The organism is Sphingobacterium sp. Mn56C, assembly GCF_049319645.1.
In the GTDB taxonomy this organism is placed as follows: Bacteria; Bacteroidota; Bacteroidia; order Sphingobacteriales; family Sphingobacteriaceae; genus Sphingobacterium.
Genome location: NZ_JBMOUC010000004.1, coordinates 230,110 through 244,296, shown reverse-complemented (window position 1 = coordinate 244,296; position 14,187 = coordinate 230,110). Strand labels below are relative to the sequence as shown.

At 41.0% G+C, this 14,187-nt stretch carries 13 protein-coding genes; 2 read left to right on the top strand and 11 right to left on the bottom strand.

All coding sequences use genetic code 11. The features are described 5' to 3' along the window. Positions 1-23 precede the first annotated feature (23 nt). The 8 genes from ACL9RF_RS12375 to ACL9RF_RS12340 form a co-directional block, all read right to left on the bottom strand. Positions 24-3,194, bottom strand: a complete 3,171-nt coding sequence (locus tag ACL9RF_RS12375) for an efflux RND transporter permease subunit (RefSeq protein WP_422800949.1) — start codon at positions 3,192-3,194, stop codon at positions 24-26. A 32-nt stretch (positions 3,195-3,226) separates the two neighbouring features. Then, on the bottom strand, positions 3,227-4,399 hold the full coding sequence (locus ACL9RF_RS12370; RefSeq protein WP_422800948.1) for an efflux RND transporter periplasmic adaptor subunit: 1,173 nt from the start codon (positions 4,397-4,399) through the stop codon (positions 3,227-3,229). A gap of 31 nt (positions 4,400-4,430) precedes the next feature. Next, entirely contained in the window at positions 4,431-5,756 is a 1,326-nt protein-coding gene (locus ACL9RF_RS12365) for a TolC family protein (protein WP_422800947.1), read from the bottom strand. Next, a complete protein-coding gene (locus ACL9RF_RS12360; protein WP_422800946.1) occupies positions 5,749-6,342 on the bottom strand; it encodes a TetR/AcrR family transcriptional regulator in 594 nt (197 codons plus the stop codon). Before ACL9RF_RS12360 ends, ACL9RF_RS12365 begins: the two co-directional genes overlap by 8 nt. A gap of 432 nt (positions 6,343-6,774) precedes the next feature. Beyond that, a complete protein-coding gene (locus tag ACL9RF_RS12355; protein ID WP_422800945.1) occupies positions 6,775-7,206 on the bottom strand; it encodes a c-type cytochrome in 432 nt (143 codons plus the stop codon). A gap of 5 nt (positions 7,207-7,211) precedes the next feature. Continuing rightward, positions 7,212-7,847, bottom strand: coding sequence for an SCO family protein (locus tag ACL9RF_RS12350; RefSeq protein ID WP_422800944.1), 636 nt, complete (start codon positions 7,845-7,847; stop codon positions 7,212-7,214). A gap of 9 nt (positions 7,848-7,856) precedes the next feature. Then, positions 7,857-8,285 (bottom strand): transposase, encoded by a 429-nt coding sequence (locus tag ACL9RF_RS12345; protein WP_422800943.1) that lies wholly within the window; start codon positions 8,283-8,285, stop codon positions 7,857-7,859. A gap of 43 nt (positions 8,286-8,328) precedes the next feature. Next, entirely contained in the window at positions 8,329-8,805 is a 477-nt protein-coding gene (locus ACL9RF_RS12340; RefSeq protein ID WP_422800942.1) for a YiiD C-terminal domain-containing protein, read from the bottom strand. 105 nt (positions 8,806-8,910) lie between these two features. Between ACL9RF_RS12340 and ACL9RF_RS12335 the strand changes: the two genes are divergently transcribed. Continuing rightward, positions 8,911-10,134: an MFS transporter gene (locus ACL9RF_RS12335; RefSeq protein WP_422800941.1), complete on the top strand. Its 1,224-nt coding sequence runs from the start codon at positions 8,911-8,913 to the stop codon at positions 10,132-10,134. Between the two features lie 200 nt (positions 10,135-10,334). Here ACL9RF_RS12335 and ACL9RF_RS12330 read toward each other — a convergent pair whose 3' ends face one another. From ACL9RF_RS12330 to ACL9RF_RS12320, 3 genes are read right to left on the bottom strand one after another with little or no spacing between them, the layout of a single operon-like run. Further along, positions 10,335-11,009: a uridine kinase family protein gene (locus tag ACL9RF_RS12330; RefSeq protein ID WP_422800940.1), complete on the bottom strand. Its 675-nt coding sequence runs from the start codon at positions 11,007-11,009 to the stop codon at positions 10,335-10,337. Beyond that, positions 10,990-11,934 carry a LysM peptidoglycan-binding domain-containing protein gene (locus ACL9RF_RS12325; RefSeq protein ID WP_422800939.1) on the bottom strand — a complete coding sequence of 315 codons (945 nt, stop codon included), beginning with the start codon at positions 11,932-11,934 and terminating at the stop codon, positions 10,990-10,992. The genes ACL9RF_RS12330 and ACL9RF_RS12325 overlap by 20 nt, the downstream gene beginning before the upstream one ends. A 9-nt stretch (positions 11,935-11,943) precedes the next feature. Then, a complete protein-coding gene (locus tag ACL9RF_RS12320) occupies positions 11,944-12,696 on the bottom strand; it encodes a hypothetical protein (protein ID WP_422800938.1) in 753 nt (250 codons plus the stop codon). 18 nt (positions 12,697-12,714) lie between these two features. On the opposite strand from ACL9RF_RS12320, the gene ACL9RF_RS12315 reads away from it, so the two are divergent. Further along, positions 12,715-14,058, top strand: a complete 1,344-nt coding sequence (locus ACL9RF_RS12315) for an NfeD family protein (RefSeq protein ID WP_422800937.1) — start codon at positions 12,715-12,717, stop codon at positions 14,056-14,058. Positions 14,059-14,187: the final 129 nt, after the last annotated feature.

Genomic DNA, 14,187 nt, shown 5'->3' with positions numbered 1-14,187 from the left:
CGTATTCGGATGGCATTTTATGTTTAATGAGCACTTAAGGAGTTTTTCTTTTCTTCATCGAAATTCGCCTCCAGCTCAGCAAGCTTTTTCTTACCGTAGGCTAATCGTGTGATTACAACGAAGAGTACGGGAACGATAAAGATCGCTAAGAAGGTTGCGGCTGTCATTCCTCCGAATACCGTCCATCCGATAGTTTGTCTGGATACCGCACCGGCACCTGTAGACAACATCAAGGGTATAATCCCTAATATAAATGCCATTGAGGTCATGATAATCGGGCGTAAACGCAGTTTCACGGCATCCAAGGTTGCCTCCAGGAGGTTCATGCCAATATCTACCCTTTCTTTAGCAAATTCCACAATAAGGATGGCATTTTTCGCCGCTAAACCAATAATAGTTACAAGACCAATTTGCGCATAAATATTGTTGTCTAAACGCGGTAAAAAGGTCAATGCCAAGATTGCACCGAAAACACCTAAAGGTACCGATAATAAGATGGAGAATGGTACCGACCAGCTTTCGTATAAGGAGGCCAGTAACAAGAATACAAAGAGGATACAAAGGGCAAAGATTTGCACGGTTTTGGAACCTGATTGTTTCTCTTGAAGCGAGAGGCCCGAGAATTGATGGTCGAAACCTGCCGGTAAAGTTTGTGCGGCAACTTCCTCCAATGCATTTAAGGCATCTCCAGAGCTATAGCCTGGTGCCGAGCTACCGGAAATCTCAATACTTCTAAAGATATTATAGTGGTTTATAATCGAAGGCATCGTTATCAGTTCATAACTTACCAGCCCACCCATAGGTACCGGTTGTCCTTGAACATTGTTCACATACAACTTATTGATATCGGTAATATCCATACGGTAATCCACATCAGCCTGCGTCACGACACGGAAGTTACGTCCATATTTCGTGAAGTCATTTACATAACTACTACCCAAGTAGGCCGAAATGGTGGCATAGATACTGGAGATAGGAACGCCCATGCGTTTTGCCTGCTCGCGGTTGACCTCCAATTTATAGTTTGGCGAGTTCGAGTTAAATAGGGTATAGGCCATTCCGATTTCTGGACGCTGGTTTGCCGCCATTAAGAATTTTCCTACTGCCGCCTCAAATTGTTTGATATCTACAGTCTGTAAATCCTGTATCTGCAGCGAGAAACCACCTGTAGCACCTAAACCTGGAATTGCGGGAGGTGTCACTGCGAGCACACGTGCTTTACTGTAGCGTGCATACTTCGCCATAATGCCACCGGTAATTTCGGCTGCCGTGCGTTTTCTTTCCTCCCATGGTTTTAAGGATACGAAAAGCGTAGCACCGTTAGGTTTAAAAGATCTGTTTAAGATATTAATACCCGAAATAGCGGTTACATAGTGAATTTCCGGGTAATCGGCACGGAGTTCATTCTCCAGCTCTTCCAATATTTCATCCGTACGTAAGGCAGATGATCCTTCGGGTAAGGTAACACCAGCGAAGAACATACCGCCATCCTCGTTTGGAATAAACCCGGTTGGTTTTGTTTTAAACATCCATCCTGTGCCAATGAAAATACATAACAAGATAATTAATACCAGCGGGGCAGCTTTAATTGCTTTTTGTACACCTTTGGAATACCTATAAGTAACTTTGTCGAACCATTGGTTAAACCTATAAAAAAACTTATTTAACCCTTTAGAATCTTTGGTTACCGCAGTAGGTTTTAATAATAACGAACATAATGCCGGTGTCAGTGTTAGGGCGATAAATGCCGATAACATTACCGATACCGCAATGGTAATCGCAAATTGTTGGTATAACTTACCGACCATGCCTGGAATAAAACCAACGGGTACGAAAACCGCAGCTAAGATTAAGGCGATAGCGATAACTGGCGCAGTAATATCCTTCATGGCGCGCATGGTGGCTTCTTTCGCACTCAACTTATAATGATCTATATAATGTTGCACCGCTTCTACCACAACGATAGCATCATCCACCACGATACCAATAGCGAGCACAAAAGCCAGCATGGTTAGGTTATTTACCGAGAAACCAAATAACGTAAAGAATATAAAGGTACCCACAATGGAAACCGGAATCGCCAATACAGGTATCAATGTTGCGCGCCAGCTTTGTAGGAAGAAGAATACCACGACCGTTACCAGTATCAAGGCTTCTACCAGCGTATGAACAACCGATTCAATGGATGCTTTTACTACAGATACCGTTTCGTAACCGATAACATAATCTACATCCTGTGGAAATGATTTTTTTAACCTATCTAAGTTGGCAATAATACCTTCGGCTGTTTCTACGGCATTTCCTCCGGGCGTCTGACTGATCATCATACCCGTAGAAACCATACCGTTTACTTTGGTGGAGGTACCGTAACTAAACTGGCCAAGCTCTACGCGAGCAACATCTTTCAGCAATACGATAGATCCATCTTTACTCGTTTTAACGACAATATTTTCGAAATCCTCTACCTCAGAAAGATCCGAGTCGGTAATAACAGGGTACTCAAAGACCGTTGTAGAAGCCTGTGGACGGCCACCAACGCTACCTCCGGGAATACGAAGGTTTTGTTCTGCAATAGCGCCGGAAACATCTGCCGGTGTCATGCTTAGGTTAGCCAGCTTGTTAGCGTCCAACCAAACACGCATAGAAAATGGCTGTCCGAATGCGGTAACATCCCCCACACCCTTTACCCGCATTAGGGCGTCTTTAATATATAAGTTGGCGTAGTTGGACAGGAATTTGTCGTCGCGTGTTCCCTTTGGTGACACCAATGATACCAACATCAAAATATCGGTATTGGCTTTACGTGTCGTTACCCCTAAGCGGCGTACAGCCTCAGGTAGGGAAGGTTCAGCGATACCTACACGGTTTTGTACATCTAAGGTAGCGATATCAATATCTGTACCTACCTCAAAGGTTACGGTAATTTGCGCCTGTCCATTGGAGGTACTATTCGACGACATGTAAATCATGCCTGGGGTACCATTAATCTGACTTTCTATAGGCGTTGTAACCGTCTGTTCTACGGTTTGTGCATCTGCCCCGGTATAGTTTGCCGTTACGGTTACTGTCGGCGGAGCAATAGATGGGTATTGACTGATCGGCAAGGTTACCAACGATATCACCCCGATGATAGAGATCAGGATGGATATGACGATGGCAGTTACAGGCCGTTTTATAAATACTTCTGAAATCATTATTAGCTATTTAGAATTTTCGGCAATTAAACTTATTTCTTAGGTGCAGCATTTTGTGCAGGGCCAGCAGGTGTAGCAGGTGCAGCGGCGGCGGCATCAGCAACTTTAGCACCCGGTTTTACATTTGCAGCACCATCCACAACAATCTTCTCACCAAGTTGAAGACCAGCGGTAATAACAACCTTATCACCCACTTTATTTCCTAAGGTAACTTGTTTTATTTCGGCTTTACTACTATCATTTACCGTGTACACGTTAAAGCTTCCTAATTGTTCAAAGATGGCTTTGTATGGAATAACCAGTTCTTCCTGACTAGATGTGCTCTCCACATTCATGGTGGTATTCATTCCCGCAATTAGGGCATTTGAATTATTGGCAAACGAAGCGCGTACTTTCAATGTTCCAGTTTGGCTATCTACAGCACGATCTATCGTAACAATACGCCCCACACCCTCGTAGCGGCTTCCGTCTGGTAGGGTTGCATAAAGCTGCGTTGTACCGTTGGTCGATTGTAGTTTTATAAACTGTGGAATATCACGCTCTGCCACCTGAAACTCTACAGCAATAGGATTGGTAGAGGATATGGTATTTAATAATGTTGTACCCGCATTTACCAGGGCCCCGTTTCTAACCTGTGAAATACCAACATGGCCGCTAAAAGGCGCGCTGATTACCGAACGCTGTAAGTTTGTTTTCGCTGTTATCAAAGCAGCCTCAGCAGCTTGAACCTGTGCTTTTTGGTTATTTACATCCGTCAAGGCATAGTCTAATGTTTGCTTCGCAATCGCATCCTTATCGGCTAGCGTCTGGTAGCGTTGTAAATCTTTTTGTACGCGTTCTAAGTTTGCTTTGGCAATTTCTAAGGATGCTTTCGCTTGATCTACAGCAGATTGGTAGCGGACGCGGTCAATTTCATACAATTTTTGTCCTTTGCTTACAAAAGCACCATCACTCACAAATATTTGGGTTATATATCCACTTACTTCAGCACGGATTTCCGTTTCCTGTAGGGGCACTACATTTGCCGGGTAGCTTTTTAAACCAGCTACCGTTTCTTGTGTTACCACTGCCATAGACACCGGTGTAGGCATATCCGCTTGCTGCATTTTTGCTGCCTGCTGCTGCTTATTCTCTTTAGAGCCACAAGATTGCCAAAGAAGTCCTGAGCCAATAAGTAAAGCGAAAAATAGATTAGTTTTATTCATGTTTGTTTTCTTATATCTTGAGGTATGTTGATTATTTAATATTTACCGTGCCCAATGCTTTTTGGATATCCAGTTTACTAGATAACACCGCGTACAAGGCATTTAAATAATTAAGCTGTGCTGTTTTTAAGTCTGTATCTGCCGTCATTAGATCCAGGTAAGTTTTTACACCTGCATCGTATTGCAATTTTATAGTGTTGTAAACATCATGCGAAAGTTCCATGTTTTCCTTGGAGTTTCGCCATTCATTGATATTCGAGCGATATGCCGTCATTGCTGCCGTATACTCCGTTCCGATTTGGTTTTCCAGATTTTCAATTTGTAGCTTTAATCGGTCTTCCTGCAGTTGCGATTTACGCAAATCCTGAATACGTTTGGTACCCGTAAAAATCGGAAGGCTAAGATTTAACCCTACCGTAGATGAAGGGAAGTTATTTCTAAACTGGTCGGAAAAACTATTATCGCGGTAATTTAAGCCATAGTTTACAAAAGCACCTACTTTCGGTAAGAAGTTCCATTTTTGATATTGGGTATTTAACTTCTGCAACTGCAAAGTATTTTCAAGCTGCTTAAATTCCACACGCTTCCGAGCTTGTAAATTCTCGGCAGTATCTAACAAAACATTACGCTCCATATTTTGGTCTATGAAAGATAAAGTAATATCACGTGAGGCCGGAATAGCCAACAGCATTTTTAAATAATCGTACTTATATTTTCGAAGTTCCGTTGCGGTTTTCAGCTGCGCATTGGTATTATTTAAGGCAATCTGTGCTCTTTTATAGTCCGTTTTATCTACCAAGCCCACCTCGTAGCGTGCATTTGCTTCAGCATACTGCCGTTGTAGACGTGTGATATTCTCGTGGATAATTTTAATCTGTTCTTCACTCGTTAAAATATCATAATACGCTTTGCTGACATCTACAACCGTATTGATTTTGGTATTTTCTTCGTTTAAGTTGTTTTGCTGACGGATAAACTTGGCAGCCTTGGAGGCTTGAAACAATTGAGGGCTTATAATAGCTTGATCTGCTTGGAAAGTTAAAGCCGTAGTATTTTCTTGTCCCATAACAATATTATTACCGTTGAAATTTACGGTAGGAAGTTTCAAGGCATGCGTCATACTTCCATTGGCATTGACCTGTGGAAACCATCCCGAAAGGGCAGAAGCGATCTCCCGTTCGCCAATTTCTTTATCTATGGCCGCTTGCTTGACTTCAATTTTGTTACGTAAGGCATAATCAATCAAATCGTCCAAGGTTGCCTTGCTCCTGAGTTCTCCCTGTTGAGCAAAAACTGCAGAGGAGCCTGTAATAGCTAAAAATACAAGCGATAGTATACGCTTTAGGTTGTTATTCATTTTCATTATTTTGTTTTACGCCGTTCCAAATTATATTGATTAGTTGTTCTAATTGTTCGTCAGAAAATTCCATCTTTCCAAAAATTATCGCTTTGGTAAACGTTATTAACGGACCAATAAAGGCTGCTTTAAGGACTACAATATCTACGGGTTTCAATATTTTTGCTTCTATCCCTTTTAACAGAAAATTTTGAATATTGTTTTCGCCATATGGGGTCCCCAATTTGCTGCAATGATTCGACTCACTAAAGGGGGAATTATGAAACTGCTCCATAAAGCTAAAAATATCCGTATTTGCAAGATGGCAGGCAGAAAAAGCTTTTAGTACCTGCTTAAATTGCAACTCAAAGGGTTGCGTAGTATCTACTTGTTCGAAGATAAAATCATTAACTTTTGCTTTACTATAATTAAATAGTTCGATAATTAAATTCTCCTTCGATGGGAAGTAGTGGTATATCGTACCGATGGCTACATCCGAAGCCTTCGCAATCTGGCTCATCGGCGTACCGTGGAAACCATTTTCTCTTATTAGAACAAGCGTGTTCTTAAAGATGCTCTCTATTTTGTCTGTGAATTGAACGTTCATTCGGTCACAAAAGTACACTTTCTCGCGTTAACCATTTGTCAGAATTTTGTTATATAATTTCGCATTAAAGAGGTTAGTTGTTTCTTTTAGCGGCAGTTAAAAAAGTCTTGTGTTAAATAATTGTTAATTCAACTAATAGGTCTTGCAAAGTGTAGATGTTACACTTATCTTTGTACCATCATAATTTAGGTTTATAATTGGTTAGTAAAGGTTTTCATTCTCCCCGTTTGAAAACCTTTTTTTTTGTTCCCGAGGGAGCTGCAGTCCTACACTACCCGTTTTATTCTACAAACTACGCACAACCCCCACAGAATCCTGAAACTAAAAAGTTAACCGAAAAATTTAATAAAAAGAAAAGCCCTTCTTCAGCAGAAAGGCCACTGTATTCGACATCGAAAAAATACGGAGGTACTAGGTAATTGAAGGCAGCGACTACCTGTTACAATTTTGTAAGGCCGCTTTTACTTCAGCAGCAGAATAGGTAGAATCAGATTTACCAAAATTCGTTGTTATATAGGTCAGAATATAGGCTATTTCCAATTCCGCTAGTTGTGGATTTGCAGGCATCGTTTCCTTAAATTTTTGTCCCGATACCTCTATCTCCTCCGAAAGGCCATTGCGCACAATACAGCTTAACTTCGCTCTATTTTTTTCAAGGAAATCATGATCGGTAAGCGGAGGGTACAACTTACCGAGGCCTTCCCCCTTAGCACCGTGGCAATTTTGGCAATGAGCAACATACAACTTTTGTCCGTTAACGGCGAATTGGGCGGTTTGTATATTTACGTTAGATTGGCAGGATGACAGGTAGCTTAAAATACCTATCACCAGGCCAATAATATTTACAACAGTAAGAATGCGCATCCTATTTATTTATATTCTTGAAGCAGTATATCCATATCCTTTAAAAGTTTTTGAACCTCCTCATCGTTGGTGCCATCATACGCACCACGGATGTGTTTATCGTGGTCCACCAACACCAAATAGCCAGAGTGGTCGTAGCCACCTGCCACCGAAGCATCTTCTTTGGTATATACCATATACTTATCCGAAATACCATAAATGTCGGCCTTAGAACCCGTAACAAACTGCCATTGCACATTGTCGACCCCCAGCTTGTTAGCATAATTTTTTAAAACAGAGGGGCTATCGTATTTAAAATCTATGCTATGCGACAAGAAAGCCACCCTAGCATCGTTTTTATATTTTTCGTACGCTTTTAACAGATTACGTTGCATGGTAGGGCAAATACTAGGGCAATGCGTAAAGAAGAAATTGGCTACATAAATTTTGTTGTCAAATTGCTTCTCCGTTATCGTAACCGAATCTTGATTTAGAAAGGAAAATGTTGGAATAGTAGGGTATATGGTGTCTACCACCATTTTGCCATTAACCTCTTTCTCCACAACATCGCGGTCGCCATAAATAGGCAATTTCGGTGTTTTCGATTGGCATGCCCCCATAACCAATAAAGCACTAAAGGCCGATATAAGTACGTTTTTCATGGCACCAGATTAAAATGCAGCCATTTTGGTGTTACTTTCTAAAGAAACATCCTCAAATTGTTTCTTCATCAATTTCACCTTTTTCAACTCCTCCTCCTGGTATTTTACATCCGTACTATCTGGAACATACGCATGCATCCACGACATCATATGATCCGTTGCGGCATTTAAATTTGTTTTTAAAGCATTTAAATCGGCAGCAACTTTAACGGTATCCAAAGAAGGGTCTTTGATTAGCGCCTGATCTAACTTTCCTAATATGGAGTCTATACGTAATGTTGTGCGTTCAAATATAGACAGCTGTGGCATAATATCATCGTGCACTGCAATTGCTTGTTGCGATAATTGCTGGTGTTTTACCGCTTCTTTTGTCGCAGACTGCTGGCAAGAGGCCAACATAAAAACGCCTGCTGTTAACATAAAAAAGATCTTTTTCATAGTTTTATATTCTAATAAGTAATGCTATGGGAAACTTATGGACTTAATTTCTAAAGCCAAAGTTTAAATTGCGTATATAAATCTCATTGTGGCAAATGGCACATTTTATGCCATTTTTGTCAAACACCTCGGTAACAAAAGTTTTAACGACCTTCCCTCTCGTCTGAATCTCGTCGAAGGCTTCTTGAATTTCCGTATCATTCAGTTTTATTGAAAACTGTAGGTCTGTTCTTCCGGGTTTTAAATATTCAATTTTAGCCGATTTTAACCAGGCTATAGTTTTCGTTATGCCTCTAGCGCGTAAAATTTGATCGATTAATATAGGATGTACCGGGTCTATTGCCGAAAATATGGTACCCCCAAATATCGTTCGATTCGAATTGATATTCAGTATATTCTTATATATTTTGACATCAATGCCCTTAAAGTCCTTATGGATGCGTTTCACCCAGATACGTTGGAACAAAAAGGGAGGATATGACCGTAGTAGCCATTTCAATGATGAAGGTGTAAATTTCATACCTACAAAAGTACAACATAAAATGATGGATTTACCTAATTCCTGTTAATTAAGTTGGACAAAACAAGGAAGAGTATTAATTTTGATGGTAACTAAAAACCAATTATGAAAATAACAAAGAATAAAGGCGTAGGACTGCTGGTATTGGTAGCTTCTTTGGGTTATTTTGTCGATATATACGATTTGGTAATCTTCTCTATTGTACGTATAGCATCTTTCCATGCTATCGGTGTACCCCATGAATTAATGCGCGAAAAAGGGGAGTTTGTACTTAATATGCAGATGGGCGGTTTACTGTTGGGTGGTTTACTCTGGGGTATTATTGGCGATAAATTCGGCCGTATTAAAGTCCTGTTTGGCTCCATATTACTATATTCCCTAGCCAATATCTACAACGGATTTGTAAACGATGTAACGACCTATGGCATGGTGCGTTTTGTTGCCGGCATAGGCCTTGCTGGCGAGCTGGGTGCTGGTATAACCTTAGTCAGTGAATCTTTGCCACGGGGCAAACGCGGGTATGGCACCATGCTCGTCGCCAGTATTGGCGTCTTCGGTGCCGTTTTAGCCTACTATGTATCGGAATGGTTCGACTGGCGTAATGCTTATATTGTTGGAGGTGGTATGGGGCTACTGCTGCTGCTGCTACGCGTAGGCACATTTGAGTCGGGGTTGTTTGAAAATACAGCCACAAAAAAGCATATTAAAAAAGGTAGTCTTCGATTATTGTTTGGCAATCGGGAACGTATCAAACGTTATTTGTGCTGCATAGGAATTGGCACACCCATATGGTTTGTTATTGGTGTATTGATTACACAAGCACCCGAAATCGGAAATGCGCTGCAGGCAGAAACGACATTAAGTGCCGGAAAAGGAATGATGTTTGCCTATATTGGGCTATCCCTGGGAGATATTGCCGCAGGAATGCTTGCACAATGGTTGCGGTCGCGTAAAAAGGTAGTTTTTGCGTTTCAGCTATTAACCCTAGTTGCTGCGTTCGTATACCTAACCCGCTTTGGTATCTCGGAAACCACGTTTCTCTATATAGCATTTTTTATGGGGATAAGTGTCGGCTATTGGGCAACATTTGTCACCATTTCTGCCGAGCAATTTGGTACCAACCTAAGGGCTACAGTGGCAACTACAGCACCAAACTTTGTGCGTGGGGCACTTATTCCATCCACGATGCTGTACGGCTACCTATTGGATTTTATGGGAATAATTTATGCTGCAATAGCTACGTTAGTGATACTATCAGCAATAGCCATATTTGCATTAACACAGCTGGAAGAAAGCTTTGATAAAGATTTGAATTATAACGAAGCGTAAGCCTATTTGTCGGGGCACTTTTTGCAACGGTTGCCACGTTTATATTTCTTACAGCATTTTTTAAAAACACAACATGAAAAATCACCAAAAGGGTTTAAACCCTTTGGTGATTCTTGGGTATCCGTATTTTGACTATTTTGATTTATCTCAAGCTGCAATGACCTCATACTGCAAAGGTAGTTATTTAGACTTAATATAAATTAGAATATTTGTAACTTTTCTCTTAAATCTTCAGAAATAGTATTTGTTGCGGCATGAATTACCTCAGGATCATCCGTATTGTTGATGATAACCTGGTCACAGATATCTTTAAAAGGCAGTAAATACTCCTTATACGAAGGCACCACATGTTCTATCCATTTGTACATCACATCATCATGATCATAACCGCGCTCAATTAAATCCCTTCTCAGCCTTCTATCCAAGGCAACCGACTCTTTCGCATCGATGAAAACCCTATAATTTAGGAGCTCATTGATTTCTTGGTAGTAGAATATAAATAAACCCTCAACAATTAAAATCGGCGCGGGTTTTATTTCTAACATCTTTGGTTTTATATTCGGATTATTAAACGTATACTCCTCTTTAAGGATTGTTTTGCCATCAAAAAGATCTTTAATATCCTTATAAAAAGCATCTCTATCTATAGACGTCGGTAGATCAAAGTTATAGAGTCTATTTTCCTCCTGTGTTTTTGTATTAGCGGGTATATAATAATCGTCTTGCGAAATTAAAGTAATCTGATCCGCCTGAAAATGATTTAAAAAGCTTTTCAAAAAAAAAGTCTTGCCAGAGCCACTACTTCCGGCAATACCAATAACATAAGGTTTTTCCATTAAATTGTGCACATTAAAATTACTCCAACGGAACACCATAGGTTATTTCTACCAGAAATTTCCTATCTAAGGCGCCAATGGATGTTGCAACAGATTTAGAGAACACCACAATTGCATCTTGTGTATCCTGGTTATCTCCAAATTTTCCAACTACTTTTGCAAAAGTAACGCTTTTATTCATTGGATTAGTAATTTTTAATATTGTTCCTACGGGAGCAAACTTATGCAAAGCCAAACTAGTTTGACCGTCAGTGGTTAAGTCGTCCATACGAACACCAATACCTTTTTCCTTTTTCTCGCGTATACCGTATTTATTGGGTTTAAAATACGAATCATCAATAGGCTGACGTTCCTCGACCACTTCTGGAACCGTTGTTTGTTGTACTACCGGTTGAGGTTCCGGCTCCGGCTCGGGGAGGCTATGGTTAGGAATCTTTAGCAATTGCCCTTCGCGGAGCGCATCCGAAGTAAGGCCATTAACCTTTTTTATATCCTCCACGGAGATACCAAATCTGCGCGATATGGCAAACAAAGTTTCACTTTTTCCAACCTTATATTCTGTAATATCCTGTAAATCCAGCAAAAGTTTAGCTTTATCGACCGAAGGTTTATCCCGCTTTGGCGTTGCAACAACATTCTCTACAGCCTTTCCGCGCGGTATTCTGACCGCATCGCCAACCTTCAGATTTTTCTTCTTATTTACAGTCATAATATCCTTTACCGGAACATTATAAATACGACCCAACTGGTAATACGTTTCTTGTGGCGTAAGTTTATGGATCACAAAGCGCTCCCCATTTACGATTTCGCTACCTACCGAATCAGGCACAGAGAAGCGATTTTCAGCGCTAACAGTCCGAGCTTGGGTAGGTGAAGTTAGGGCAGTACCAAAGGATAAGCCCATACTCAATGCGAAGAAGAATGATATTTTATGATACGATTTTATTGTTTTATTACTTCTCATATTGTACAATTATACTAAATACGCTTTAATTTCCACTTTAGTATTCGACAAAAAGAAAATATATTCCTGAACCTGGAAATAAGGTTGAGGAATTAATCTTTTCAGATCCATTAAAATAACCTTCTCATCCAAGCGCTGTGTTTTATCCGAAATGCAGAGGTGCAACTGGTAAGTCGAATCCATTTCTTTATGATACGACCAGATAAAGAGATCACCATACGGCTGCAGCCACAGCTGGTCCGTAAAGCCTAGCTCTTGTATAAAAGCCGGTACGAAGCCCTGATACGCAATGGGGTAATGCACCGCGGAATGCGGCAGTTTAAAGGTTTCCCTACCAGCATACTGCGTATCGCCAGTGGCAATAGCAATACATACAGGCATACCTGAAGGTACAGCCCTATGGTTTGCCCGTATAAAATCCTGGTATACCTCCTGTAAAACATACTCCATCAGCGTTTTTATAATACGGCCGGTAGAGATATGTATAATTTGTATTCCAGCCTGAATAGGCGATGAGGTACCAAAACGTTTAAGAATAAGATAATCCCCTTGAATCGCCGCTAGCGTCCATTCCTTTTCGTCCGCAACAAAGGGGGCGCACTTTTCCTGGCCCCTAAAATCGAGTACGGCAAAGCTAGGTATAGTCGTTTCGCTATCTCTGAATTCTATCGCCAAACTATTTTGTAGACTGTCCACTTCTATTTTCCATATCGGAAAGGGAAAACTTTTTTCGAATACTTTTATAATTGTATCTTTAGTCATCACAAAAAACTAGAAATTATGCCCGACAAACTTACGAAATCCATTTTGTTGTTACTATTTTTTGTCCTTACCCATACCTTACCACTGTCTGCACAAAAAATTTACCAGACCAGTTTAAAGGATGAGGTCGGCGCCAATGCCTGGCGGGTTATAAAAAAATCGTATCAAGAGGCACAACAACAAAAGGCAGATTACTTTCTGATGGATATGAACACCTTTGGTGGAGCCGTAAATTTTGCCGATTCTATACGGTCGCTACTATTGGATGCCGATATGAAAACCATAGTATTCGTAAACAATAATGCCGCCTCGGCAGGAACATTAATTGCCCTGGCCGCAGATTATATCTTTATGCATCATGGATCATCTTTAGGTGCGGCATCTGTTGTAAACGAAAAAGGGGAGGTACTGCCCGAGAAGTACCAATCCTATATGCGCGGGTTAATGCGCGCAACGGCGCAGGCCAAAGGTCGAGATCCAAAGATTGCAGAAGCCTTTGTAGACCCCCGCGTCGTGTTGCCCGATCATAAGGAGGAAGGGCAGGTGCTGACCTTTACTGCTACCGAAGCTGTAAACGCCGGTATTGCCCGTGCTGTGGTTAAATCTACTGCCGAGATATACCAAAGTTTGGGTATTCAAGACGCACAGGTACAGCAGTATCAATGGACCTGGGTAGATTATTTAGTCGGATTTCTAACGCTACCTTTGGTGTCGGGGATTTTAATTATGGGGATTATTGGCGGAATATATTTTGAATTGCAAACGCCAGGAGTAGGTTTCGCCCTGGTGGTCGCCCTTATATCAGCCTCGCTCTTTTTTGCACCTCTTTACATTCAAGGGTTAGCCGACAATTGGGAGATTGCCCTCTTCGCTATCGGCGTAATTTTAATGGCACTGGAAGTTTTTGTGATACCAGGCTTTGGTATTGTCGGGATCCTAGGTTTAGTTTTTATGTTATGCGGACTTGCCTTTTCCATGATGGCCAATGATTTTTTGGATTTTAAGATTTCAAAACCTGGTATGTTAATAAATTCATTTATGGTGGTCATAGCCGCCATGGTTCTTACGATTATACTGATGGTTATTTTCGGACGTAATATCCTGCGTTCTGCAACCTTTAAACGTTTGGTTTTGCAGGACGAACAACGCGCTGAAACAGGCTATGTCTCTTCGGTGCTTAAGGCCGATTTGTTGCATAAACAAGGGATTGCGAAAACAGTGCTTCGCCCTTCCGGAAAGATCGAAGTCGACGGCGTATGGTATGATGCTGTTGCCCTGGACGGGTTTATTGATGCAGGTGAAATTATTGTCGTCGAAAAACATGAGAACTATAACCTCTTCGTGCGTAAAATAAACGCTTAGATGTTGGGAACTCGGAACTTGGAACTGGGAGCTCGGATTTTGATATAGGGTATATATTATTCCATAAACCATGTACAGCGAGCATACAAAACCCTAAAGACCTGTTCGTAATCGCGTAGGTTAAGAATA

What these genes read in the sequence shown, in the direction of transcription:
- ACL9RF_RS12375 (WP_422800949.1), bottom strand. Translation starts at nt 3,194, where the DNA reads ATGATTTCAGAAGTATTTATAAAACGGCCTGTAACTGCCATCGTCATA.
- ACL9RF_RS12370 (WP_422800948.1), bottom strand. Translation starts at nt 4,399, where the DNA reads ATGAATAAAACTAATCTATTTTTCGCTTTACTTATTGGCTCAGGACTT.
- ACL9RF_RS12365 (WP_422800947.1), bottom strand. Translation starts at nt 5,756, where the DNA reads ATGAATAACAACCTAAAGCGTATACTATCGCTTGTATTTTTAGCTATT.
- ACL9RF_RS12360 (WP_422800946.1), bottom strand. Translation starts at nt 6,342, where the DNA reads ATGAACGTTCAATTCACAGACAAAATAGAGAGCATCTTTAAGAACACG.
- ACL9RF_RS12355 (WP_422800945.1), bottom strand. Translation starts at nt 7,206, where the DNA reads ATGCGCATTCTTACTGTTGTAAATATTATTGGCCTGGTGATAGGTATT.
- ACL9RF_RS12350 (WP_422800944.1), bottom strand. Translation starts at nt 7,847, where the DNA reads ATGAAAAACGTACTTATATCGGCCTTTAGTGCTTTATTGGTTATGGGG.
- ACL9RF_RS12345 (WP_422800943.1), bottom strand. Translation starts at nt 8,285, where the DNA reads ATGAAAAAGATCTTTTTTATGTTAACAGCAGGCGTTTTTATGTTGGCC.
- ACL9RF_RS12340 (WP_422800942.1), bottom strand. Translation starts at nt 8,805, where the DNA reads ATGAAATTTACACCTTCATCATTGAAATGGCTACTACGGTCATATCCT.
- ACL9RF_RS12335 (WP_422800941.1), top strand. Translation starts at nt 8,911, where the DNA reads ATGAAAATAACAAAGAATAAAGGCGTAGGACTGCTGGTATTGGTAGCT.
- ACL9RF_RS12330 (WP_422800940.1), bottom strand. Translation starts at nt 11,009, where the DNA reads ATGGTGTTCCGTTGGAGTAATTTTAATGTGCACAATTTAATGGAAAAA.
- ACL9RF_RS12325 (WP_422800939.1), bottom strand. Translation starts at nt 11,934, where the DNA reads ATGAGAAGTAATAAAACAATAAAATCGTATCATAAAATATCATTCTTC.
- ACL9RF_RS12320 (WP_422800938.1), bottom strand. Translation starts at nt 12,696, where the DNA reads ATGACTAAAGATACAATTATAAAAGTATTCGAAAAAAGTTTTCCCTTT.
- ACL9RF_RS12315 (WP_422800937.1), top strand. Translation starts at nt 12,715, where the DNA reads ATGCCCGACAAACTTACGAAATCCATTTTGTTGTTACTATTTTTTGTC.